Source organism: Micromonospora sp. PTRAS2, from assembly GCF_054052245.1.
This window is the reverse complement of the sequence record NZ_JBSWBU010000003.1, coordinates 752,130-774,496: the sequence shown is the minus strand read 5'-3', so window position 1 is coordinate 774,496 and position 22,367 is coordinate 752,130. Positions and strand designations below refer to the sequence as shown.

The following is a 22,367-nucleotide window of genomic DNA, read 5'->3' as shown; positions in this document are numbered from 1 at the left end:
CCCGCGCCTATTCGAAGATCAGGTCGATCAGGTAATCACCGACGAAGAAGAGTGTGGCCGCTCCGGCGATGAAGGCCAGCCCGACGATCGCGATGGCGGAGCTGGTCAGGACCTTGGAGATCTCGCCGCGGCTGGCCCGGCCGATGAAGATGACGCCGAGCACGGCCAGCAGGATCGGCGCGATCTTGCTGGCGAAGAACGTGACGACGCCGTTGGTGTCGATGCCCTTGGGTGCCGGCTCGGCGAGTGGAGTCGACGCCAGGGTGTGGAGCGCGTGGGTGACGCCGGACGACGTCGCCTCCATGAGCTCGATGGCGATCACTGGAACCTCCCCTGTTGCGGCCGGCGGAGCCGCGGCGGTGCGGTGGTCAAGCCTGGCGGGATGGTGCTCACTCTGCGCAGTGTCGGCGACCCTGCGTTCGTCACCCACCACGCGGAGTAGTGAGCTTTGGGGGGATTTTTCCCGCTTCGGCCCTCCCTCCAGGCTTCGCCGTCTCGCTGCTGGGCAATTCCAAAGGGTACGGGCCGCCCCCCTTTGCGACAAGCCGCGAAGAGTCGGCCCGGAACGACCCGGACGACCGATCGTACACTCGTTCTAATTGGCATGTCAGGGGTGTCGCGGGCGGGGTGCACCGGGCTGCCGGAGCCCGCCGCCACGACCGGTACCGTGCAGTCGTGACCGATCTGGTACGGACTCGGACCCCGGTGGTGATGGGCGTCCTCAACGTCACGCCCGACTCCTTCTCGGACGGCGGCCGATACGCCGATCTCGACGCCGCCGTCGCACACGGGGTGCGACTGAAGGAGGAGGGCGCGCACCTGGTCGACGTCGGCGGCGAGTCCACCCGTCCGGGGGCCGACCGGGTGGACGCCGCCACCGAGGCAGCCCGGGTGCTGCCGGTGGTCCGGGAACTCGCCGCCGCCGGCATCGCGGTCAGCATCGACACCAGCCGGGCCCGGGTGGCCGAGGCCGCCCTCGCGGCCGGGGCGGCGGTGGTCAACGACGTGTCCGGCGGCCTGGCCGACCCGGACATGGCCCGGGTGGTCCGCGACGCCGGCTGCCCCTGGGTGCTCATGCACTGGCGCGGGCACTCGCGCGGCATGAGTGCGCTGGCCCACTACACCGACGTGGTGACCGACGTGCGGGCCGAGCTGGCCGAGCGGGTCGACGCGGCCCTGGCCGCCGGGGTGGCCGCCGACCGCATCGTCATCGACCCCGGGCTCGGCTTCGCCAAGACCGCCGAGCACAACTGGCAGCTCACCGCCCGCCTGCCCGAGCTGCTGGAGCTCGGCCTCCCGCTGCTGTTCGGGGCGAGCCGCAAGTCGTACCTGGGCCGGCTGCTCGCCGCCGCCGACGGCACCCCCCGGCCGACCGCCGGCCGGGAGACCGCCACCGCCGCGACCAGCCTGCTCGCGGTCGCGGCCGGGGCCTGGGGGGTACGCGTGCACGACGTGCTCGGCACCGTCGACGCCCTGGCGGTCTGGCGGGCCAGCGGCAGTCCGCGCCTCGCGCCCGCCCGCGAGGGTGGGCGGGCGGCCGGTGGGGGCCCGCGGGCGACGGCAGGAGTCGGAAGTCCGACGGAGGGGGAACGGTGACCGACCGGATCACGCTGACGGGCCTGCGGGCGCACGGCCGGCACGGCGTCTACGACTTCGAGCGGGAGCGGGGGCAGGAGTTCGTCGTTGACGCCGTCCTCGAACTCGACCTCGCGCCCGCCGCCCGTACCGACGAGGTGACCGACACGGTGCACTACGGGGAGCTGGCCGACCGGCTGGTCGCGGTGCTGACCGGCGAGCCGGTGAACCTGATCGAGACGCTCGCCGACCGGCTGCTCGCGATCTGCCTGGCCGACGACCGGGTGACGCGCGCGACGGTGACCGTGCACAAGCCGGAGGCGCCCGTGCCGCACGCCTTCACCGACGTCGCCGTCACCATGTCCAGGACGCGGACCGACCCCCCACCGGCCGGACCCGACGGGGGCGTCGCGTGACCCGCGCCCTGCTCTCCCTCGGCAGCAACCTCGGCGACCGGGCGGCCCACCTGCGCTCGGCGGTCGACTCCCTCGGCGAGGCGGTGCTGCTGGTCTCGGGCGTCTACGAGACCCCGCCGTGGGGCGACGCGGACCAGCCCGCGTACCTCAACGCGGTGGTGCTGGCCGAGGACCCGGCGGCGGCCCCCCGGGACTGGCTGGCGCGGGCCCGGGACGCCGAGCGGCGCGCCGGCCGCGAGCGCGACCCGGCGCGCCGCTTCGGCCCCCGCACCCTCGACGTCGACGTCGTCGCCGTCTGGGACGACGCCGGCGAGCCGGTGGTCAGCGACGACCCGGAGCTGACCCTCCCGCACCCCCGGGCCCACCTGCGGGCGTTCGTGCTCCGGCCGTGGATCGACATCCAGCCGTACGGGCGGCTGCCCGGGCACGGCTGGCTGACCGACCTGCTCAACGCCGAACCGGTGGCCGGCGACGCCCTGGAACTGAGCCCCCGACCGGATCTGGCGTTAGAGTCGTCGGCATGAGCCAGTGGAGCCGGCCGGCATGACCCAGGCGCAGTCCCGACCGCCGGGCGGGCCGGACCCCGACCGCTCCAGGATGGGCCCCACCCGGATCTCCACCCTGGTCGTCGCCGGCCTGGCCGCCGCGGCGGTGGCCTGGCTGCTGATCAGCACCCTCTACGGCGGCTTCCCGCGGCTGCCCTGGCTGCCGGTGGTCACGCTGGCCGCGTTGGCGGTGCTGGAGGCGTACGCGGCGGTCAACACCCGCAGCCGGATCGAGCGCCGGCCGGGGCGCGACCCGGTCAATCCGCTGCTGGTGGCCCGGTTCGTGGTGCTGGCGAAGGCGTCCGCCCTGGCCGGGGCGATCTTCGCCGGCTGGTGCGCCGGGCTGACCGGGTGGCTCTTCGTCGAGCCCACCCGGGCCGCCGCAGAGGACCGCCCGGCCGCCGGTGCCGGCCTGCTCGCGGCACTCGCCCTGGTGGCCGCCGCGCTGTGGCTGGAGCGGTCCTGCCGGGTGCCGGAGCGGCCCGAGGACGAGCGTGACGCCGACCGGCGGGAGGGCGGCCCGGGTCAGCGCTGAACACGGGGGGTTACGCCCGGAGCGGCGCGCAGGTACCGTGCCTGGCGACCGGAGAGCAACGGCCGCCCCGGTCCGCCCGGGTCGGACCCTGCGGCCGTGACCTGGGGAGGGCACGCGTCATGGGGCACGAGGATCCGGGCCGGCACCACCCCGTGGAGCCCTCGTCGGGCGTGCCCGCGTCGGTGCTGGAGAACGTCTTCGACGACCCGGCCCACGGCGAGCCGGGCCGCGACCGCGTCGCCGTGCACGTCGTCTGGGAACTGCTGCTGGCCGCCGCCCTCGCCGTACTGACCTGGCTGCTGTGGCAGGCGGAGCCGGCCGCGCTGCGTGACGACGGGCTGCGGTCCCTGCTGGTCGACGTGGTGGCGCTGGGGCTGCTCGTGCTGGCGGCCGGGCTGACCCTGCGGACCTCGGCCGTGAACCTGGCGGTCGGCCCGGTGGCGGTCGCCGCCGCCCTGCACGTCGCCGAGCAGGGCGACCGCGGGGTCGAGGTCGCGCTGGGCCACGCCGTGGCGGTGGCCGCCGTCGGCGGGCTGGCCGTGGGGCTCGCCGTGGTGCTGCTGCACGTGCCCGGCTGGGCGGCGAGCCTGGCCGGCGCGGCCGGCGTGGTGGTCTACATCCAGCAGCGCCCCGCGCCGGTGCTGGTGCAGGGCGGGTACGACCCCCGGGACACCGCGTTCTACCTCTTCGCCGGCTTCGCCGCCGTGGCCGTCCTCGGCGGACTGTTCGGGGCCATCCGCCCGGTGCGCCGCCTGGTCGGCCGGTTCCGCCCGGTGGCCGACCCGGCCCGCCGCCGGGGCGGGGTGGCGGCCACCATCGTCGTGTTCGCCTTCGTCCTCTCCACGGTGTTCGCCGCGCTCGCCGGCATCCTGTTCGCCAGCAACGGCGACGGGCCCGTCGTCCCCACCGAAGGGCTGGGCTGGACGACGCTCGCCGTCGGCATCGCGCTGCTCGGCGGCACGAGCGCGTACGGCCGGCGGGGCGCGATCTTCGGCACGCTGCTCGCCGTCAGCCTCGTCGTGGTCCTGCGGGCCTGGCTGGACGCCGAGGGCTGGATCGTGAGCCGGTGGGCCGTCGGCGGGGTGGCCCTCGGCGTCGGGCTGGTGGTCACCCGGCTGGTCGAGACGTACGGGCGGCCCCGGACGGTGGGTGCGGACCCGGAGCCGGTCCCCCGGGGCGACGGCACGATCAGCTCCGGCTGGTCGGTGCCCCGGCCGGCGCCGGTGGGCGACTGGCCCCCGGCCCTGCCCACCCGCACCGACGACACCCCGACCGACCCCTGGGACGCGTCGCGCTGGGACGACCGCCCGCCGCGCTGGGACGCCGGCGACCGCTGACCTGCACGAGTCGGGGGCGGCGGCGCGCCACCGGTGATCTCGCCGGTTAGGCTCGGCGGCATGACCGAGACACCTTCCACCGGCACCGGCGGGCACACGTTCGACGAGTTGGACGCGCTCTCCACGGAGGAGCTGCGGGAGCGGGCGTTCGCGACGGCCCGGGAGCGGCGCGACGTCGGGTTCTTCTGGTCGGTGCTGCGCCACCTGCCGAACGCCGACGAGGCCGCCGCGCTGGACGGCGCGCCGAACTCCGTCGGCCCGACCATCGACGAGGCGGCGGCGCTGTGGCGGGAGCTCACCGGGCACGGCTACGAGGAGTCCGCGCCGCTGCTGCGGGCCAAGTTCATCGACTACCTGATGAAGCACTGACCGGAGCGCGGTCACCGTGGTCCGCAGGTTTGCCCGCCGGGGCGCGCCGGGAACTGGTCGCCTCATGGCCGCCATCAACCGCTCGGGTGTCACCGGCCGGTCGGGCCCCGTCAGCCGGTACGGGACCGCGGCCGGCACCGGCACCCTCGCGGTGCTGCTGCTCGTCGCGGTCTGCGGCAGCCCGCTGTACGTCGGCTGGGCCGAGGACCACACCGACCCCGAGTCGGCAGGCGGCTGGTTCCTGCGGCTGCTGGCCTGGCCGGCGTGGCGGTTCGGCTCCGGCGACTCGGGGCAGGGCGTGCTCGCCACCGACCTGCGCGCCATCCTGCTGGTGGTCCTGGCGGCGGCCCTGCTCTACCTGCTGCCCGCGTCCCAGGTGGCCCGGGTGCAGGGGTCGGTGAGCCAGTTCTTCTCCGGCTGGGGCGCGTACGTGCTGGCCGCCGGCCTGGCCGCGCTGCTGAGCACGCTGCTGGGGCCGGCCCCGTCGCTGCTCGCCGCGTTGCAGGCCGCCGGCACCGGGGCCGGGTACGGCTTCCTCTCCGGCTGGATCATCGGCATGGCGAGCCTCGGCGGCCGGGCCTGACCGCCACCGTGCCGCCCCGCCGCCCCGCCTGACTCAGGCCGCCTCCCGGCCGGCGCCCAGCGCGCGTTCCCGGGTGAGCACGCCGGCCGGCCCGCCGTCGGCGGTCACCAGCACCCGGTCCGCGCCGGAGGTCAGCATCACCGCGAGCGCGTCGTACGCCGAGGTGCCCAGCGCGACCTGCGGCAGCCCGGCCGGGTCGGCGGGGGCCGGCTCCAGCGCCTCCCGGGTGACCGGGGTGACCGCCAGCGCCCGGATGCCCCGGTCCGCGCCGACGAAGTCCCGGACGAACTCGGAGGCGGGCGCGGCGAGCAGGGCCGCCGGGGTGTCGTACTGCTCCAGCCGGCCGCCCTGGGAGAGCACGGCGATCCGGTCGCCGAGCCGGACGGCCTCGTCGAGGTCGTGGGTGACCAGCACGATGGTCTTGCGCACCTCGGCCTGCAGGCGCAGGAACTCCTCCTGCAGCCGGGTCCGCACGATCGGGTCGACCGCCGAGAACGGCTCGTCCATCAGCAGCACCACCGGGTCGGCGGCGAGCGCGCGGGCCACCCCGACCCGCTGCCGCTGCCCGCCGGAGAGCTCGTGCGGGTAGCGCCGGCCGAACCGGCCCGGGTCGAGCCCCACCAGCTCCAGCAGCTCCTCGCTGCGGCGGCGGATCCGGTCGGAGGGCCAGCCGAGCAGCCGGGGGACGGTGCCGACGTTGGCCACGACCGTCTGGTGGGGGAACAGGCCCACGTTCTGGATGACGTACCCGATGCGGCGGCGCAGCGCGACCGGGTCGACGCGGGTCACGTCCTCGTCGCCGAGCAGGATCCGGCCGGCGGTCGGCTCGATCAGCCGGTTGATCATGCGCAGCACGGTCGACTTGCCGCAGCCGGACGGCCCGATCAGCACCACCAGCTCGCCGGCCGGCACCCGCAGGCTCAGCTCGCGGACCGCCTCGGTGCCGTCCGGGTACCGCTTGCCGATGCCCTCCAGCGCGATGGCCGCCGCGGGGGTTCCGGCCGCCTCGGGTCCGGCGCCGCTCCGGGTGTTCGGGGTAACGTCCACGCATGTCCTTCCGCCTGAGCTACCGGGCCGACCCGGGTAACCCGTGGTTCTCCTGGCAGTACGTGCGGGACAACTCTGACACGATCGTCGCCGCGCTGCGCGACCACGCCTCCCTGACCGCCCGGGCCGTGCTGATCGCCGCCCTGGTGGCCCTGCCGCTCGCGGTGGCGGCCCACTGGTTCCGCCCCCTCGCCGGCCCGATCCTCGCGTTCACCGGGGTGCTCTACACGATCCCGTCGCTGGCCCTGTTCGCGTTCCTCGCGCCCTACCTGGGGATCGGGGCGGTGACGGTGCTCAGCGTGGTGGTGCTGTACGCGCTGCTGGTCATCGTCCGCAACGCCGTCGCCGGGCTGAGCCAGGTGCCGCCCGAGGTCCGCGAGGCGGCGGAGGGGATGGGGTACGGCCGGTGGGGCCGGCTGCTGCGGATCGAGCTGCCGCTGGCGCTGCCCGGCATCCTCACCGGCCTGCGGCTGGCCACCGTGTCGACCGTGGCGCTGGTGACCGTCGGCGTGGTGGTCGGCCGGGGCGGGCTGGGCCAGCTCATCTTCGCCGGCTTCCAGAACAACTTCTACAAGGCCGAGATCATGACCGGCACGCTGCTCTGCGTCCTGCTCGCCCTGGTGCTGGACCTGGTCCTCGCCGGGCTCGGCCGGGCGGTCACCCCCTGGCTGCGCGGGCGGGCCCGGTGAGCAACCCGGTCGGCCAGGCGGTGCTCTGGCTCAACGACCCGCTGAACTGGACCAACCCGGGCGGCATCCTCGACCGGCTCGGCGAGCACCTCGGCATGTCGGCCGCGGCCGTGCTGCTCGGCTGCCTGGTGGCCTGGCCGGTCGGGCTGTGGCTCGGGCACACCGGTCGGGGCGGCGGGCTGGTCGTGCTGGTGTCCAACGTCACTTTGGCGATCCCCACCCTGGCTCTGCTGACCATCCTGCCGCTGACCTTCCTCGGGTTCGGCCGGCCCGCCGTGGTGGTCGCGCTGGCCGTGTTCGCGGTGCCGCCGCTGCTGGCCAACGCGTACACGGGGGTGCGGCAGACCGACCCGGAGGCCCGGGACGCGGCGCGCGGGATGGGGCTGTCGGGCGGGCAGGTGCTGCGCCGGGTGGAGCTGCCGCTGGCGGTGCCGTACCTGGCCGCCGGGTTCCGCACGGCGGCGGTGCAGGTGGTGGCGACGGCCGCGCTGGCCTCGTTCGTCAACGGCGGCGGGCTGGGCCAGATCATCCGGGCCGGCTTCGGCCTGGACATCGCCGCCGGTGGCGGGCAGATCATCGCGGGCGGCCTGCTGGTGGCGGGGCTGGCGATGCTGGTCGAGCTGGTGTTGGCCCTGGTCGAGCGGCTGGTCACCCCGCGCCCGCTGCGTCCGGCGCGGCGGCGGGCCAACCGCCGGGCCGCCGACGCCGTCGCCGGGAGCTGACGGCCCGGGTCACGCTCGGGTGACGATCCGGTGACGAACCTCGCCTCGGGTTGTCGGTCCCGGCGGGCAGGATGTTGGGTGGAAGATCGCGGGCGACGACAGGAGATCGTCCGTCGGACACGCGGCCGGCCCGAGGGCCGCGCCGGGACACGGAAGGCGGGCTTGATGCGCGCACGTACACGGCTGGCCATCGGCGCGGTCGGCGCCCTCGCGGCGGCCGGTTTCCTCACCGGCTGCGGCGACGCCGGCTCCTCCGGCACCGAGGCCCCGCAGCAGGGGGCGTCGGGGGCGGGGTGCGCCCCGGTCGCCGGTGACCAGCTCGTCGTCCTCGCCGACGACAAGAAGCTCCAGAACACCGACAATGTCATCCCGGCGGTCAACGCCAAGGCGGCCACCCCGGAGCTGCTCGCGGCGCTGGACAAGGTCTCGGCCGCGCTGGACACGCCGAAGCTGATCGCGCTCAACAAGGCCGTCGACGTCGACCGCAAGACCAGCAAGGTCGCCGCCGAGGAGTTCGTCACGGCCAACAACGTCACCCAGGGCATCGCCAAGGGGCCGGGCGGCACGATCGTCGTCGGCGCCGGCAACTTCACCGAGAGCCAGACCATCGCCGAGCTGTACCGCATCGCGCTCACCGCCGCCGGCTACCAGGTCAAGGTGCAGCAGATCGGCAACCGGGAGCTCTACGAGCCGGCCCTGGAGAAGGGCGAGATCCAGGTCGTCCCGGAGTACGCGGCGACCATGGCCGAGTTCCTCAACACGAAGGCCAACGGCAAGGACGCCCAGCCGGTCTCCTCGCCGGATCTGGACAAGACCGTCGCCGCCCTCAAGGCCGCCGGCGAGAAGGCCGGCATCGCCTTCGGCACGCCGTCCGCCGCCCAGGACCAGAACGCGTTCGCCGTCACCAAGGCGTTCGCCGACAAGTACGGGGTGGGCACGCTGTCCGACCTGGCGGCGAAGTGCTCCGGCAGCGCGACCGTGCTGGCCGGCCCGCCGGAGTGCCCGCAGCGCCCGAAGTGCCAGGCGGGCCTGGTGGAGGTCTACGACTTCAAGGCCGGCTCGTTCAGCTCGCTGGACGCGGGTGGCCCGCAGACCAAGAACGCCCTGAAGACGGGGAGCGCCAGCGTCGGCCTCGTCTTCTCGTCCGACGGGGCGCTCGCGGCCAGCTGACCCGCCCACCGGTCGCCGGTCTCCCCACCGGGCCCGGCGACCGGTGCTGGCAGGGCGTTCCCAGTAGGCGGAACTCTCGGTAGGCTGCACATCCATGCCCGCCCCGGTTGCCGCCACCGACAGGCGTGATCCCCGACTGCTGCCCGTGCTGTTCTGGATCGGCGTGGCGCTGGCCCCCGTCGCGGCGCTGATCCTGCTGGTCGCCGACGGCAACGGCCCGCTGCGGTTCGCCGCCGTGCTGGCGATCCTCGCCGTGGTGCTGATCGGCCTGTCGATCGCGCTGCGCGCAGACGGCGAGGGCGGGCACGGCGAGGCCGAGGAGCTGCGCGACGAGATCGACCAGCTGCGCCGGGAGTTGCGTGGCGAGATCGTGGCTGCCGCCCAGCGCGGCAACCAGGCGCTCGACGCGTCCCAGCGGGCCCAGGAGCAGGTCGGCGCGCTGCGTCGCCGGCTCGACGCCGCGGCGGCCGGGATCGCCGCCGACCCCGAGCCGCCGGCTGTGCAGCCGGCGGGCACGCAGCCGGCGGGAGCGGGCCGGGCCCGGGTCGCGCCCGCCGAGACGTACGCCGACGCCGGCCCGCCCGGCGACGCCGAGGCGGCCCCCGTGGCCCCGCTCCATGCGTCCGCCCGCCCGGACGACGCGTCCCCCGGCCACCGCCCCCGGCCCACTCCACGTCACGGCGCGGACGGCCCGCCCCGACCGGGCGTCTACGGCGGCGACCGTCCGGCCCAGCCGGGCGTCTACGGCGGCGACCGTCCCGCCCAGCCGGGCGTCTACGGCGCGTCGGCCCGCCCGGCCGAGCCGGGCATCCGGGTGCCGCAGCCGGCCACCCCCGACCCCGCTCCGGCCCCCGCCCCGGCCCCGCGCCCGGTCGGCATGGTCCGGCACACGGAGACCGTGCACGTCACCACCCGGCACACCGTCGTCGACGGGCCGGACCCGGCAACGGGCGGCTACGGCGGCTACGGCGGGGAGCGCTGGTCCCCGGCCCCCGGAGGCTACGGCGACGGGTGGTCCCCGGCTGCGGACGACCGGTGGTCACCGCCTACCCCGGAGCGGTCGTGGGCCGGCGGCCAACGACCGGCGACCGGCGAACCGGAGGGCCGGTCGTGGGCCGGGCACGCCGACCCGGCCGCCCACGTGCGGGGTGCCGACGCCCACCGGGACCCTGCCCCGGTCGACCCGGAGCCGTTCGACGATCGCGCCTGGGCGCGGCAGCAGCCCTCCCGGGACGAGCCGGCTCCCGCCCCCCGCCCCCAGGCTTGGGGCGTGCCCGTGCAGCCGGAGGCGCGGGGCGGCTACGGCGGTGTGCCGGCCGGCGGCGGCGCGGCGGGTAGGTACGAGGCGGACCGCGCACCCGCGTACCCGCCCGCGCCCGCCGCTTCCGGTCAGTGGTCCGAGGCGGCGGCCGGCGACCGGTGGGCGGAGGTACGCGACGACGACCGGGGCCGGGAGGTCCGGGTGGGTGAGCGCCGGGCCGCGGCGCACGCCGACGCGACCGGCAGCGGATACCGGGTGGAGGACCGCTGGGCGGCGGTCCGCCACGGCGACCCCCACCCGGAGGGCGGCCCGGCGGACCGCTGGTGGGACGCCGCCGCTGCCGGACCGGGGACCGACCGGTCGGGCGGTTGGCCGGACGCGGACCGCAGCGGCGCGGGCCCGGACGGTCGGCCCGGCCGCGCGGAGCCGGGCAGCGGCACGGACTGGGACCGCGGGACATGGTCCGAGCCGGCCTCTCCGGCGCTGCCGGCGGGCGGCGTGCCGGTGCCGGCGCAGTGGCGTCCGCCGGCCCCACGCGAGGCACCGTCGGCGGAGCAGTGGGGCGCGGCGGAGCAGTGGGGCGCGGCGGAACCCGAGCCGGCCCGGCCCAGCCGGCACCAGCGCGCCGACGGGCAGCGGTACGGGTATCCGCCCCGCGACGAGACGCCCCGCGCCGGCGCTGCCCGCCCGGCCGACCACTGGCGCTGACCGGCGGCACGGGCCGGTCAGGACCGGGAACCCGTTACTTGTCGATGTCTCCCACCACGAAGAACATCGAGCCGAGGATCGCGATCAGGTCCGGCACCAGGCACCCGGGCAGCAGGGTGGCCAGCGCCTGCACGTTCGCGTACGACGCGGTGCGCAGCTTCAGCCGCCACGGCGTCTTCTCGCCCCGCGACACCAGGTAGTAGCCGTTGATGCCGAGCGGGTTCTCCGTCCACGCGTACGTGTGCCCCTCGGGGGCCTTCACCACCTTCGGCAGCCGGGTGTTCACCGGCCCGGTGAGCCGGTCGACCCGCTCCAGGCACTGCTCGGCGAGGTCGAGCGAGACGTACACCTGGTCGAGCAGCACCTCGAACCGGGCGTGGCAGTCCCCGGCGGTCTTCGTCACCACCGGCACGTCGAGCTGGTCGTAGGCCAGGTACGGCTCGTCGCGGCGCAGGTCCAGGTCGAGCCCGGAGGCGCGGGCGACGGGCCCGGACGCGCCGAACGCGGCGGCGTCGGCGGCCGACAGCACGCCCACCCCGACGGTGCGGGCCAGGAAGATCTCGTTGTGCCGGATCAGGTTGTCCAGGTCCGGCAGGCGGCGGCGCACCTCGCCGATGGCGGCGCGGGCCCGGCCGGTCCAGCCCGCCGGCACCTCCTCCTTGAGCCCGCCGACCCGGTTGAACATGTAGTGGATGCGGCCGCCGGAGACCTCCTCCATGACCGCCTGGATGGTCTCCCGCTCCCGGAACGCGTAGAAGACCGGGGTGATCGCGCCGATCTCCAGCGGGTAGGACCCGAGGAACATCAGGTGGTTGAGCACCCGGTTCAGCTCGGCCAGGGCCATCCGCAGCCAGGTGGCCCGCTCGGGCACCTCCATGCCCATGAGCCGCTCGACGGCGAGCACCACGCCCAGCTCGTTGGAGAACGCCGACAGCCAGTCGTGCCGGTTGGCGAGCACGATGATCTGCCGGTAGTCGCGCACCTCGAACAGCTTCTCCGCGCCCCGGTGCATGTACCCGACGATCGGCTCGGCGGCGACCACCCGCTCCCCGTCGAGGACGAGTTTGAGCCGCAGCACGCCGTGCGTGGAGGGGTGCTGCGGGCCGATGTTGAGCACCATGTCGGTGCCGAGCTGCTCCCCGCCGGCCCCGGTGCCGACGGTCAGCTCGCGCAGGTCACCGGTGTCCGTGGTCATGCCCGTCATCGTGCCATGAGCGCATCGACGGCGACGCCGACCGGCTGGAGCAGCCACCAGTGCCCGCCGAGCCCGGCCGGATCGGTCAGCTCGGCCACCGCCGACGCGGCGGCGAGCGCCCGTACGTAGCCGGCCGGGTCGGTGCCGGCCAGGCTCAGCGGCGGTCGCCCGCCGTCGGCCCCGAGCGCGAGCAGCGCCTCCCGCTGAGACACCAGGGTGTACGCGCACCGGGCGACCCGCTCCCCGGCGGAGGCGACGGAGTCCATGGCCACGTGGGCGGTGACGTCGCACGACCCGTCCGGCACCGGTGGCACCTGCCGTCCGCCCCGGTATCCGGTCAGCGTCCCGCCCACCGGCCGCGCCTGACGCAGGTGCCCGTAGTCGACGGCAACAGCCACCCCCCGCCGCAGACACCCCACCACCCCGGCCCAGGCCAGATCCCGCCCCCGCCCCACCTCCACCCGCCCCCCGGGGCCGGAGGTGGGGTGCCAGCGGGTCAGCCAGGTGTGGTCCTCTGTGGTCAGTGGGGGGCCTGGGGCCTCCTCGCCCGTGCTCGGGTTCACCAACACGTAGCGCCAGCCGGTTTCGGTGGGGACGGCCACGTCGACGGGGACGTTGTCCAGCCATTCGGTGGCCAACAGCAGGCCGGTGATTCCCGTCGGGGTCTCGGTCGTCCAGTCGATGGCCGGAGGCAGGTCCGGCGGGCGGGGGGCCAGTTCCACGGCCGTGAGGCGGAGGCGGCTGCTGAGGGACCCGGCCGCCTCGTCGGCCAGGGTGGCCAGGGCGCGCAGCAGCTCGCCCCGGCCGGCACCCACGTCCACGATGTCGAACGGCGTGGGGAAGCCGAGGCCGGCGTCGAGCCGCGTGACGAGCCGGAACACCGCGGCCGCGAACGCCGGGGAGGCGTGCGCGCTCGTGCGGAAGTGACCGGCCGGGCCCGCCCCGGCGACGAAGAAACCCGCCGGCCCGTACAGGGCCCGGTCCATCGCGTCCCGCCAGCGCAGCGCCGTGGAGTTCATCCCGCGTTCAGGGTCCGTCACCGTGCCGACCCTACGGTCTGCGGGCATGAGACGAATCGCGATCCCCGCGCTGGTGGCCGTACCGCTGCTGCTGGCCGCCTCCGGTGCCGCCGCCGCGCCCGCCCGGGACGACGCGCCGCGCGCCGTGCGGGCGGTGGCCGAGACCCCCAGCCTGTACGACGACGAAGCCGGCGGCGACGCCGACGCCGACGACCCGGCGATCTGGGTGCACCCGACCGACCGGGCCGGCAGCCTGGTGATCGCCACCGCCAAGAACGGCGGCCTGCGGGTCTACGACCTGGCCGCCCGCGAGCGGCAGGCGATCGCCACCCCGCCCGCCCCGGGCCCCGACGACGAGTCCGGCCGGTTCAACAACGTCGACCTGGTGGCCGGGTTCCGGCTCGCCGGGCAGCGGGTCGACCTGGCGGTGGTCACCGACCGGGGGCGCGACCAGCTCCGGTTCTACCGGATCGACCCGGCCACCCGGCTGCTCACCGACGTGACCGCGCCGGGCGTGCCGTTCGCGTTCAGCCGGGACCAGGGCGAGGTCGACGAGCAGCGCACCGCGTACGGGCTGGGCACCTACGTCGACCCCGCCGGGGCCGCGTACGCGGTGGTGAGCCGGCGCAGCACCCCGGAGGTGGGGGTGTTCCGGCTGGTCGAGCGCGCCGGGCGGGTCACCTACCGGCCGGTGGACCGGCTGACGCTGCCGTCGGCGTTCACCCTGCCCGACGGCACCGCCTGGTCGCCGTGCACCGACCCGGGCGACGGCCCGCAGGTGGAGGGGACCGTGGTGGACCCGGACACCGGCGTGGTGCACCTGGCGCAGGAGAAGGTGGGCCTGTGGCGGACCCGGCTCGCGGGCGGCCGGTTCGCCGGCGCCCCGAAGCTGGTCGAGCGGGTCCGCGAGTACGGCGTGCCGGCCGCGTTCGACCCGGCGGAGGACGACTGCGTGACCGACTACCCTGCCGATCCCGGGTTCGGCGGCCGGATCGCGCAGGACGTGGAGGGGCTGACGATCTACCGGACGGGCCGCCTGACCGGCACCCTGGTCGTTTCCGCGCAGGGCGACGACACGTTCCACACGTACGACCGGCGCACCGGCCGCCCGACGGGCCGCTTCGCGGTGGTCGACGGCGCGGTGGACGGCTCCCAGGAGTGCGACGGCGCGGCGGTGACCGCCACCCCGCTGCCGGGTTTCCCCGGCGGGCTGCTGGTGGTGCACGACGGCCGGAACACCCCGGACACCCCCGGCGGGGACGGCGAGGCACGCCCGGACACCGACTTCAAGTTCGTCGACGCCGGCTTCCTGGGCGGCCGGTGACCGTGGCCGGGCCGGGCCGCCGTGGCACCCTGCGGCGGCCCGGCCCGCGTCGGCGGTGAAGGTTTTCACACCTTCTTGTTGCGACCTCTTCACCGCGGCGCATACTTGCCATCGACCGGTACCCCCTTCGAGGACTGGATCGTTGCCATGAGCGCACCGCTGCGCCCGCGTCCGGCTGCCCCCGCGCGGGCCGCCGCACCCTCGGGCGGCGCCACACTCTCCTTTCCCCGCGTGCTGACCGTCGGCGTCCTCGGCGCCGGCCGGGTCGGTGCCGTGCTGGGCGCGGCGCTCGCCGCCGCCGGGCACCGGGTGGTCGCCGCCTCCGGCGTCTCCGGGGCGACCAAGGCCCGCATCGCCCTGCTGCTGCCCGACGCCGCCAACCGTTCCGCCACCTCCGTGGCGCACGCCGCGACCGACCTGCTGCTGGTCGCCGTGCCCGACGACGAGCTCGCGGCGGTGGTGGCCGGCCTCGCCGAGACCGGGGCGCTGCGCCCTGGCCAGGTGGTCGCGCACACCTCGGGCGCGCACGGGCTGGGCGTCCTCGCCCCCGCCGCCGCCGTGGCCCGCCCGCTGGCCCTGCACCCGGCGATGACCTTCACCGGTACGCCCGACGACCTCGGCCGGCTCGCCGGCATCTCGTACGGCGTGACCGCGCCGGCCGAGCTGCGCCCGCTGGCCGCCCGGCTGGTGGCCGACCTCGGCGGGGTGCCCGAGTGGGTGGGGGAGGCCGACCGGCCGCTCTACCACGCGGCGCTGGCGCACGGCGCCAACCACCTGGTGACCCTGGTCAACGAGGCGGCCGACCGGCTGCGCGACGCCGGGGTGGGCCAGCCGGAGAAGGTGCTCGCCCCGCTGCTGCGGGCGGCGCTGGAGAACGCCCTGAGCCTCGGCGACGACGCGCTGACCGGCCCGGTGTCCCGGGGCGACGCCGGCACCGTACGCCGACACCTGGAGCGGCTGGCGTCGACCGCGCCCGACTCGGTCGCGGCCTACCTGGCCCTGGCCCGGCGCACGGCGGACCGGGCCATCGCGTCGGGCCGGCTGCGCCCGGCGGACGCCGCGCCGCTGCTCGACGTACTCGGCGGGACCCGACGAGAGGTGAGGCACGCATGACGGAGCTGGTGCGGACCCGCGCGGAGCTGGCGAAGGCGCGCGCCGCCCTGACCGGCACCGTCGGCGTGGTGATGACCATGGGCGCGCTGCACGCCGGCCACGAGACGCTGCTGCGCGCCGCCCGGGAGCGGGCCGACCACGTGCTGGTGACGATCTTCGTGAACCCGCTCCAGTTCGGGCCGAACGAGGACTTCGACCGCTACCCGCGCACCCTGGAGGCGGACCTGGAGGTCTGCCGGCGGGCCGGTGCCGACGTGGTCTTCGCGCCGGACCGGGGCGAGGTGTATCCGGACGGCGAGCCCCTGGTGCGGGTGGACCCGGGGCGGCTCGCCGCCGACCTGGAGGGCCTGAGCCGGCCCGGCTTCTTCCACGGGGTGCTCACCGTGGTGCTGAAGCTGTTCCAGCTGACTCGCCCCGACCTGGCGTTCTTCGGCGAGAAGGACTACCAGCAGCTCACCCTGGTGCGGCGGATGGCCCGGGACTTCGACGTGCCCGTCGAGGTGGTCGGCGTGCCGACCGTGCGGGAGCCGGACGGGCTGGCCCTGTCCAGCCGCAACCGCTACCTCTCGCCCGCGCAGCGGGAGGCCGCGCTGACCCTGTCCGCCGCGCTGCGGGCCGGCGCGGCGGCCGCCGACCGGGGCGAGCCCGGCGGCGAGGTGCTGGCGGCCGTGCACCGGGCGCTGGGCGACGGCCCGCCCGGGGTCGAGGTCGACTACGTGGCGCTCACCGACGCCGACCTGGAACCCGGGCCGCCCCCGGGGCCGGCCCGGCTGCTGATCGCGGCCAAGGTCGGCACCACCCGCCTGATCGACAACGTGGCGATCCGGCTCGCCCCCCGACCCTGACCCGTCCTCCCGCCCGCGAAAGGCAAGGCACCCCGATGTTCCGCACCATGCTCAAGTCGAAGATCCACCGGGCCACGGTGACCCAGGCCGACCTGCACTACGTGGGCTCGGTGACCGTGGACGAGGACCTGCTCGACGCGGCCGACCTGCTCCCCGGCGAGCAGGTGGCGATCGTGGACGTCACCAACGGCGCCCGGCTGGAGACGTACGTGATCCCCGGCGAGCGGGGCAGCGGCGTGATCGGCATCAACGGCGCCGCCGCCCACCTCGTGCACCCGGGCGACCTGGTCATCCTGATCTCGTACGGGCAGTTCGACGACGCCGAGGCGCGGGCGTACCGGCCCCGGGTGGTGCACGTCGACGCCGCCAACCGGGTGGTCGAGCTGGGGGCCGACCCGGCCGCGGCGGCCCCGGGCACCGCCGGCGACCCGGTCCCGAGCCCGCTGGCCGTCGTCGGCTGACCTGGGCCGCTCGCGCTGCGGCCTGCGCCTCAGACCGGCTGGCCGATCGGCCGGACCACCACCGTGTTCACGTCGACCCCGGCGGGCTGGCAGACCGCCCACGTGACGGAGTCGGCGATCTGGTCGGCGGTGAGCAGGTGGCCGTCGGGCAGCGCGCCCAGCCCGTCCCAGAACGGGGTCTCCACGCGGCCGGGGGCGATCAGGGTGACGCCGACCCCGTCGGCGGTGACCTGTCGGCGGGTGTTCTCGGCGAGGCCGGTGACGGCCCACTTGGTCGCGCCGTAGAGATTGCCGGGGGTGTTGACCAGCCCGGCGACGCTGCCGACCAGCACGATCCGGCCCCGGGTGGCCCGCAGCGCGGGCAGGGCGGCGTTGATCAGCAGCGCCGGGCCGAGCACGTTGGTGAGCACCATGTCCCGCCAGGCGGCCGGGTCGCCGTCGGCCACCGAGTCGTGGTTGGCGTAGCCCGCGTTCGCGACGGCCACGTCCAGCCGCCCGTACGCCTCGACGGTGGCGGCCACCGCAGCGGCCACCGCCTCGTGGTCGGCGGCGTCGCCGGGGAGCGTCAGCAGCTCCTTCGGCTCGCCGAGGGACGCCGCGAACCGGCCCAACCGGTCGGTGTTCCGGCCGGTCACGGCCACCCGGTGGCCCCGGCCGAGCAGTTGGCGGGCGACGGCGGCGCCGATGCCGGTCGAGCCGCCGGTGACGAGGGTTACGGGAGATTCGGTCATGCCGCGACGCTAGGTGTTCGAGTGCACTCCAGGTCAACCTCGAATGTCTGCCCGTACGCGGTATGTCACCGATGGTCATCCCTGGCTACTCTTGGGTCCCGTCGCGAGCTGGTGGTTGGGGAGGCCCGATGCGTCGTGCGTTGACGAGCGTGTGCGCCGCCCTGGTGACGGCGGTCGTGCTGGCCGGCTGTGGGGGCCCGGCGGGCCTCGACGGCGACCTCACCGACGACTGGGCCGCCCCGGGGCCGGCGGGTCCGTTCACCCCGGCCGCCGAGGTCTGCCAGGTCGCCGACTTCGTCGACGTGCTGCCCCTGTCGGCGTACGCGCCGGTCGACTGCGCGCTCCCGCACCGGGTGGAGACCGTGCACGTCGGCGCGTTCCCGGCCGACCGGGCCGCCCCGCCCGGCAGCGGCTCGCCCGAGCTGCGCGCCCCGTTCGCCGACTGCGACACGAAGGCCACCGCGTACGTGGGGGACGACTGGCGGGCCGGCCGGCTCCGGCTGGCCGTGGCGGTGCCGTCGAAGACGGGCTGGACGTCCGGGGCCCGCTGGTACCGCTGCGACCTGACCGAGGTCAGCACCGCCGAGGCGGGCGCGACGCCGGTCACCCGCACCGGCAGCCTGCGGGGCGCCCTGAAGGGGCCCTCCCCGCTGCGGCTGGGCTGCCAGCGCAGCGAGAACGTCGGGCGGCGCGGCGCGCAGGTGCTGAAGCCGGTGGAGTGCGCCACCCGGCACGACGCCGAGTTCGTCGGGGTGTGGAAGGCGCCGGACAAGCCGTATCCGGCCCGGGACGCCGACTGGCTTCCCTTCTACACCGGCTGCCGCACGGTCCTGGCCCGGTACGTGGGGGTGCCGGACGACGACGACCTGCGCTTCCGCAGCGGCCTGGTGGTGCGCCCGCCGGGCGCGGGGCGCTGGCGGGTCGGCGACCGGGGGGTCCGCTGCTACCTGTGGCTCAGCGACCGCACGGTGACCGCCTCCCTGAAGGGCGCGGGCCCGGCCGGCCTCCCGGTCCGGACGAAGTGACCGCCGCCCCGGCGGCCGGGCGCGGCGCCGCCGCCCCGCCCGACCCGGACGCAGGGCACGCCGGCGGCCCGGGGTAGCCCAAACCACTCGTCCCGCCCCCGCCGCCCGAGGTGAACGGCGTTCGGGTTGACTGTGCTCATGGACCTACCGACCGTCGACCTGCCCGTCCTGCCGACGCTGCTGGCCGCGCCCGCGCCCGGCTGGGTGGAGACCACCGACGTGATCGTGGTCGGCTCCGGGGTGGCCGGGCTGACCGCCGCGCTGCACCTGCGCGAGGCCGGCCTGCACGTCACCGTGGTCACCAAGGTCAACATTGACGACGGCTCGACCCGCTGGGCCCAGGGCGGCATCGCCGCCGTGCTCGACCCGGCGGACACCCCGTCCGCGCACGCCTTCGACACCGAGGTCGCCGGGGTGGGGCTGTGCGACCCCGCCGCCGTGCGGGTGCTGGTGGAGGAGGGGCCGACCCGGCTGCGGGAGCTGATGCGCATCGGCGCGGAGTTCGACCGCCACCCCGACGGCTCGCTCATGCTCACCCGGGAGGGCGGGCACCGGGCCGACCGGATCGTGCACGCCGGCGGGGACGCCACCGGCGCGGAGGTGCAGCGCGCCCTGCACGCGGCGGTCCGCCGCGACCCCTGGATCCGGCTGGTCGAACACGCCCTCGTGCTCGACCTGCTGCGCGCGCCCGGCGACGGGCCCGGCGGGCTCGGCCCGGCCTGCGGGATCACCCTGCACGTGCTCGGCGAGGGCAGCGAGGACGGCGTCGGCGCGCTGCTGGCCCGCGCGGTGGTGCTCGCCACCGGCGGGATGGGGCAGGTCTTCTCCGCCACCACCAATCCGGCCGTCTCCACCGGCGACGGCGTGGCGCTGGCCATGCGGGCCGGCGCGGCGGTCACCGACGTGGAGTTCGTCCAGTTCCACCCCACGGCGTTGATCACCCCGGCCGGCGCCGGCGTGCCGGGGGCCGGCCGGGCGCAGCAGCCGCTGGTCTCCGAGGCGCTGCGCGGCGAGGGCGCGCACCTCGTCGACGGCGACGGCAAGCGGTTCATGGTCGGCCAGCACGAGCTGGCGGAGCTGGCCCCCCGGGACGTGGTGGCCAAGGGCATCCACCGGGTCATGCTGGCCACCGGCGCCGACCACGTCTACCTCGACGCCCGACACCTCGGCGGCGACTTCCTGGCCGGGCGCTTCCCGACCATCGTCGCCTCCTGCCTGGCCATCGGCGTCGACCCGGCCACCGACCTGATCCCGGTCGCCCCGGCCGCCCACTACGCCTCGGGCGGCGTCCGCACGGACCTGCGCGGCCGCACCTCCATCCCCGGCCTGTACGCCTGCGGCGAGGTGGCCTGCACGGGCGTGCACGGCGCGAACCGGCTGGCCAGCAACTCGCTGCTGGAGGGGCTGGTGTTCTCCCGCCGGATCGCCGAGGACATCGCCGCCGGCCTGCCCGAGCAGGCCCGGCCCGCCGAGGGCGGCGCGTGGGCCGGCGGGGGCGGCTGGGTGGTGCCCGCCGAGGGGACGCCCGCGCTGCAACGGGCGATGACCCGGGGCGCCGGGGTGCTGCGCTCGGCGGGCACGCTCGCCGCCACGGCCACGGAGCTGGGCGAGCTGGGTTCCGGCCGGGGCACCCCGCGCACCGCCGACTGGGAGGCCACGAACCTGATCACGGTGGCGTCGGCGCTGGTCGCCGCCGCGTACGCCCGCCAGGAGACCCGGGGTTGCCACTGGCGGGAGGACCACCCGACGGCGGACGAGCGGTGGCGGGGCCACCTGGTCGCCGAGGTCGGGGCGCAGGGCAGGCTGACGTCTCGCTGGGAGGCTGGAGAGCGATGAGGGACACGACGGAGCAGGCGCTGCGGGCGGCCGGGCTGGACCCGGCCGAGGTACGGCGGGTGCTCGTCACCGCGTTCGCCGAGGACCTCGGCCCGGACTTCCTCGACGTCACCAGCGTCGCCACGATCCCGGCGACCCAGACCGACACGGCCGACCTGGTGGCCCGCGCCGACGGGGTGGTCGCGGGGCTGGCCGTGGCGGCCGCCGCGTTCGAGCTGGCCGCCGAGGTGACCGGCTTCCCGGCCGGCCCCGGTGCCGGGCCGGCTGCCGGCGCGAAGGCGGGCGGTGGCCGTACCGTCGAGGTGTCGGTCGTGGCCCACGACGGGCAGCGGGTGTCGCGCGGCGACGTGCTGGCCACGGTGGCCGGGCCGACCCGGCTGCTGCTCACCGCCGAGCGCACGGCGCTCAACCTGCTCTGCCGGATGTCCGGGGTGGCCACCCACACCCGGGCCTGGGCGGACGCGCTGGCCGGCACGAAGGCGACGGTGCTGGACACCCGCAAGACGACCCCGGGCCTGCGGGCGCTGGAGAAGTACGCGGTGCGGGCCGGCGGCGGCACCAACAAGCGGATGGGCCTGTACGACGTCGCCATGATCAAGGACAACCACAAGTTCGCGGCCGGCGGCGTCGCGGCGGCCTACCGCCGGGTCCGGGAGGTCTTCCCCGGTGTGGCGGTGCAGGTGGAGGTGGACACCCTCGCCGAGGCGCTGGAGGCCGTCGAGGCGGGTGCCGACTTCCTGCTGCTGGACAACATGACCCCGGCGACGCTGCGCGAGGTGGTGGCCGCCGTGGGGGACCGGGCGGAGCTGGAGGCGACCGGCGGGCTGACCCTCGACGTCGTGGCGGAGTACGGGGCGACCGGCGTGGACTACCTCTCGGTCGGCGCGCTGACGCACTCCTCGCCGATCCTGGACGTGGCGCTGGACCTGCGCCCCCGGTGAACCTCCGCGCGTCTAGGCTGCGTGCGTGCTGCTCTGCATCGACATCGGAAACACCAACACCGTGCTGGCGACCTTCGACGGCGACAAGCTGGTGCACTCCTGGCGGATCAAGACCGACGCCCGTTCCACGGCGGACGAGCTCGGGCTGATGTTCCGGGGGCTGCTCGCCGGTGACGCCGTGGAGATCACCGGGGTGGCCGCCTGCTCGACGGTGCCGGCCGCGCTGCGCTCGCTGCGGACGATGCTCGCCCGCTACTACGCCGACCTGCCGAGCGTCATCGTCGAGCCGGGGGTACGCACCGGGGTGCAACTGGCGATCGACAACCCGAAGGAGGTCGGCTCCGACCGGGTGGTCAACACGCTCGCGGCGTACACCCTGTTCGGCGGGCCGTCGATCGTGGTCGACTTCGGCACCACCACCAACTTCGACGTGATCAGCGGCCGGGGCGAGTTCCTCGGCGGCGCGTTCGCCCCCGGCATCGAGATTTCCTTCGACGCGCTCGCGGCCCGCGCCGCCCAGCTGCGCAAGGTGGAGGCGGCCAAGCCCCGCTCGGTGATCGGCAAGAACACCGTCGAGTGTCTCCAGTCGGGGCTCTACTTCGGCTTCGCCGGGCAGGTCGACCGGATCGTCGAGCGGATGACCGAGGAGCTGGGCGAGGTGCGGGCGGTGATCGCCACCGGCGGGCTGGCGTCGGTGGTGATCGGCGAGTGCCGCACCATCACCCACCACGAGCCGATGATCACCCTCATCGGCCTGCGCATGGTCTACGACCGCAACGTGTGAGGTGCAAGGAAGGGCCCCCTGTTAACGCTTTCGGTAGAGAAGGGCACCCCTCTCACCCCGTACCCGATGGGACGGCGGCCGTGCCGAGCGACCCGGCCGCCGTGGGGTCGGTCATGGCGGGAGGTCATCCCGCAAC

General features: G+C 75.9%; 24 protein-coding genes. 19 read left to right on the top strand and 5 right to left on the bottom strand.

Annotated features, from left to right (window positions below; all coding sequences use genetic code 11):
- Window positions 1-7: 7 nt before the first annotated feature.
- On the bottom strand, window positions 8-322 hold the full coding sequence (locus ACVMYR_RS14405) for a hypothetical protein (RefSeq protein ID WP_077938023.1): 315 nt from the start codon (window positions 320-322) through the stop codon (window positions 8-10).
- 353 nt (window positions 323-675) lie between these two features.
- On the opposite strand from ACVMYR_RS14405, the gene folP reads away from it, so the two are divergent.
- The 7 genes from folP to ACVMYR_RS14370 all read left to right on the top strand — a co-directional run bounded on the left by folP (window position 676) and on the right by ACVMYR_RS14370 (window position 5,360).
- On the top strand, window positions 676-1,596 hold the full coding sequence (folP, locus tag ACVMYR_RS14400; RefSeq protein WP_457121987.1) for a dihydropteroate synthase: 921 nt from the start codon (window positions 676-678) through the stop codon (window positions 1,594-1,596).
- Window positions 1,593-1,991 (top strand): dihydroneopterin aldolase, encoded by a 399-nt coding sequence (folB, locus tag ACVMYR_RS14395; protein WP_431892339.1) that lies wholly within the window; start codon window positions 1,593-1,595, stop codon window positions 1,989-1,991. The genes folP and folB overlap by 4 nt, the downstream gene beginning before the upstream one ends.
- Window positions 1,988-2,515 (top strand): 2-amino-4-hydroxy-6-hydroxymethyldihydropteridine diphosphokinase, encoded by a 528-nt coding sequence (folK, locus tag ACVMYR_RS14390; protein WP_457121986.1) that lies wholly within the window; start codon window positions 1,988-1,990, stop codon window positions 2,513-2,515. The genes folB and folK overlap by 4 nt, the downstream gene beginning before the upstream one ends.
- A 19-nt stretch (window positions 2,516-2,534) precedes the next feature.
- Window positions 2,535-3,071, top strand: coding sequence for a DUF3180 domain-containing protein (locus tag ACVMYR_RS14385; protein WP_077938032.1), 537 nt, complete (start codon window positions 2,535-2,537; stop codon window positions 3,069-3,071).
- Between the two features lie 119 nt (window positions 3,072-3,190).
- Window positions 3,191-4,408 carry an ABC transporter permease subunit gene (locus ACVMYR_RS14380; RefSeq protein ID WP_077938027.1) on the top strand — a complete coding sequence of 406 codons (1,218 nt, stop codon included), beginning with the start codon at window positions 3,191-3,193 and terminating at the stop codon, window positions 4,406-4,408.
- Window positions 4,409-4,468: 60 nt separating this feature from the next.
- Complete coding sequence (locus ACVMYR_RS14375; protein ID WP_074472273.1) at window positions 4,469-4,777, top strand: hypothetical protein; 309 nt, start codon at window positions 4,469-4,471, stop codon at window positions 4,775-4,777.
- Between the two features lie 64 nt (window positions 4,778-4,841).
- A complete protein-coding gene (locus tag ACVMYR_RS14370; protein WP_457121985.1) occupies window positions 4,842-5,360 on the top strand; it encodes a hypothetical protein in 519 nt (172 codons plus the stop codon).
- A 33-nt stretch (window positions 5,361-5,393) separates the two neighbouring features.
- Here the strand turns inward: ACVMYR_RS14370 and ACVMYR_RS14365 are convergent, their stop codons facing one another.
- Window positions 5,394-6,407, bottom strand: coding sequence for an ABC transporter ATP-binding protein (locus ACVMYR_RS14365; RefSeq protein ID WP_091278030.1), 1,014 nt, complete (start codon window positions 6,405-6,407; stop codon window positions 5,394-5,396).
- Between the two features lie 2 nt (window positions 6,408-6,409).
- Here ACVMYR_RS14365 and ACVMYR_RS14360 point away from each other — a divergent pair, with 2 nt between their 5' ends.
- The 4 genes from ACVMYR_RS14360 to ACVMYR_RS14345 all read left to right on the top strand — a co-directional run bounded on the left by ACVMYR_RS14360 (window position 6,410) and on the right by ACVMYR_RS14345 (window position 10,957).
- On the top strand, window positions 6,410-7,096 hold the full coding sequence (locus tag ACVMYR_RS14360; RefSeq protein ID WP_043965016.1) for an ABC transporter permease: 687 nt from the start codon (window positions 6,410-6,412) through the stop codon (window positions 7,094-7,096).
- The gene (locus ACVMYR_RS14355; RefSeq protein ID WP_043966392.1) at window positions 7,072-7,818 is read left to right on the top strand and encodes an ABC transporter permease; all 747 of its coding nucleotides are present in this window, start codon (window positions 7,072-7,074) and stop codon (window positions 7,816-7,818) included. Before ACVMYR_RS14360 ends, ACVMYR_RS14355 begins: the two co-directional genes overlap by 25 nt.
- Window positions 7,819-7,983: 165 nt before the next feature.
- Window positions 7,984-8,988, top strand: a complete 1,005-nt coding sequence (locus tag ACVMYR_RS14350) for a glycine betaine ABC transporter substrate-binding protein (RefSeq protein ID WP_431892335.1) — start codon at window positions 7,984-7,986, stop codon at window positions 8,986-8,988.
- A 94-nt stretch (window positions 8,989-9,082) separates the two neighbouring features.
- Window positions 9,083-10,957: a hypothetical protein gene (locus ACVMYR_RS14345; RefSeq protein ID WP_457121984.1), complete on the top strand. Its 1,875-nt coding sequence runs from the start codon at window positions 9,083-9,085 to the stop codon at window positions 10,955-10,957.
- Between the two features lie 34 nt (window positions 10,958-10,991).
- On the opposite strand, the gene ACVMYR_RS14340 is transcribed toward ACVMYR_RS14345, so the two are convergent.
- Entirely contained in the window at window positions 10,992-12,161 is a 1,170-nt protein-coding gene (locus tag ACVMYR_RS14340) for an NADH-quinone oxidoreductase subunit D (RefSeq protein ID WP_457121983.1), read from the bottom strand.
- Window positions 12,158-13,171, bottom strand: a complete 1,014-nt coding sequence (locus tag ACVMYR_RS14335; RefSeq protein ID WP_457122056.1) for an SAM-dependent methyltransferase — start codon at window positions 13,169-13,171, stop codon at window positions 12,158-12,160. Before ACVMYR_RS14335 ends, ACVMYR_RS14340 begins: the two co-directional genes overlap by 4 nt.
- Window positions 13,172-13,217: 46 nt before the next feature.
- On the opposite strand from ACVMYR_RS14335, the gene ACVMYR_RS14330 reads away from it, so the two are divergent.
- The 4 genes from ACVMYR_RS14330 to panD all read left to right on the top strand — a co-directional run bounded on the left by ACVMYR_RS14330 (window position 13,218) and on the right by panD (window position 16,914).
- On the top strand, window positions 13,218-14,495 hold the full coding sequence (locus tag ACVMYR_RS14330) for a phytase (RefSeq protein ID WP_457121982.1): 1,278 nt from the start codon (window positions 13,218-13,220) through the stop codon (window positions 14,493-14,495).
- A 147-nt stretch (window positions 14,496-14,642) separates the two neighbouring features.
- The gene (locus tag ACVMYR_RS14325) at window positions 14,643-15,608 is read left to right on the top strand and encodes a Rossmann-like and DUF2520 domain-containing protein (protein ID WP_457121981.1); all 966 of its coding nucleotides are present in this window, start codon (window positions 14,643-14,645) and stop codon (window positions 15,606-15,608) included.
- Complete coding sequence (gene panC, locus ACVMYR_RS14320) at window positions 15,605-16,453, top strand: pantoate--beta-alanine ligase (RefSeq protein WP_077938036.1); 849 nt, start codon at window positions 15,605-15,607, stop codon at window positions 16,451-16,453. The genes ACVMYR_RS14325 and panC overlap by 4 nt, the downstream gene beginning before the upstream one ends.
- Before the next feature lie 35 nt (window positions 16,454-16,488).
- Window positions 16,489-16,914, top strand: coding sequence for an aspartate 1-decarboxylase (gene panD, locus ACVMYR_RS14315; RefSeq protein WP_043965029.1), 426 nt, complete (start codon window positions 16,489-16,491; stop codon window positions 16,912-16,914).
- 29 nt (window positions 16,915-16,943) lie between these two features.
- Here the strand turns inward: panD and ACVMYR_RS14310 are convergent, their stop codons facing one another.
- Window positions 16,944-17,645: an SDR family oxidoreductase gene (locus ACVMYR_RS14310; RefSeq protein ID WP_077938037.1), complete on the bottom strand. Its 702-nt coding sequence runs from the start codon at window positions 17,643-17,645 to the stop codon at window positions 16,944-16,946.
- Window positions 17,646-17,773: 128 nt separating this feature from the next.
- Here ACVMYR_RS14310 and ACVMYR_RS14305 point away from each other — a divergent pair, with 128 nt between their 5' ends.
- From ACVMYR_RS14305 to ACVMYR_RS14290, 4 genes are all read left to right on the top strand, one after another.
- Entirely contained in the window at window positions 17,774-18,670 is an 897-nt protein-coding gene (locus ACVMYR_RS14305; RefSeq protein WP_457121980.1) for a septum formation family protein, read from the top strand.
- A 138-nt stretch (window positions 18,671-18,808) separates the two neighbouring features.
- Window positions 18,809-20,506, top strand: coding sequence for an L-aspartate oxidase (locus tag ACVMYR_RS14300; RefSeq protein ID WP_396789623.1), 1,698 nt, complete (start codon window positions 18,809-18,811; stop codon window positions 20,504-20,506).
- Window positions 20,503-21,447 carry a carboxylating nicotinate-nucleotide diphosphorylase gene (gene nadC, locus ACVMYR_RS14295; RefSeq protein ID WP_363631553.1) on the top strand — a complete coding sequence of 315 codons (945 nt, stop codon included), beginning with the start codon at window positions 20,503-20,505 and terminating at the stop codon, window positions 21,445-21,447. The genes ACVMYR_RS14300 and nadC overlap by 4 nt, the downstream gene beginning before the upstream one ends.
- Window positions 21,448-21,472: 25 nt before the next feature.
- The gene (locus ACVMYR_RS14290; RefSeq protein ID WP_043965037.1) at window positions 21,473-22,231 is read left to right on the top strand and encodes a type III pantothenate kinase; all 759 of its coding nucleotides are present in this window, start codon (window positions 21,473-21,475) and stop codon (window positions 22,229-22,231) included.
- Window positions 22,232-22,367 lie beyond the last annotated feature (136 nt).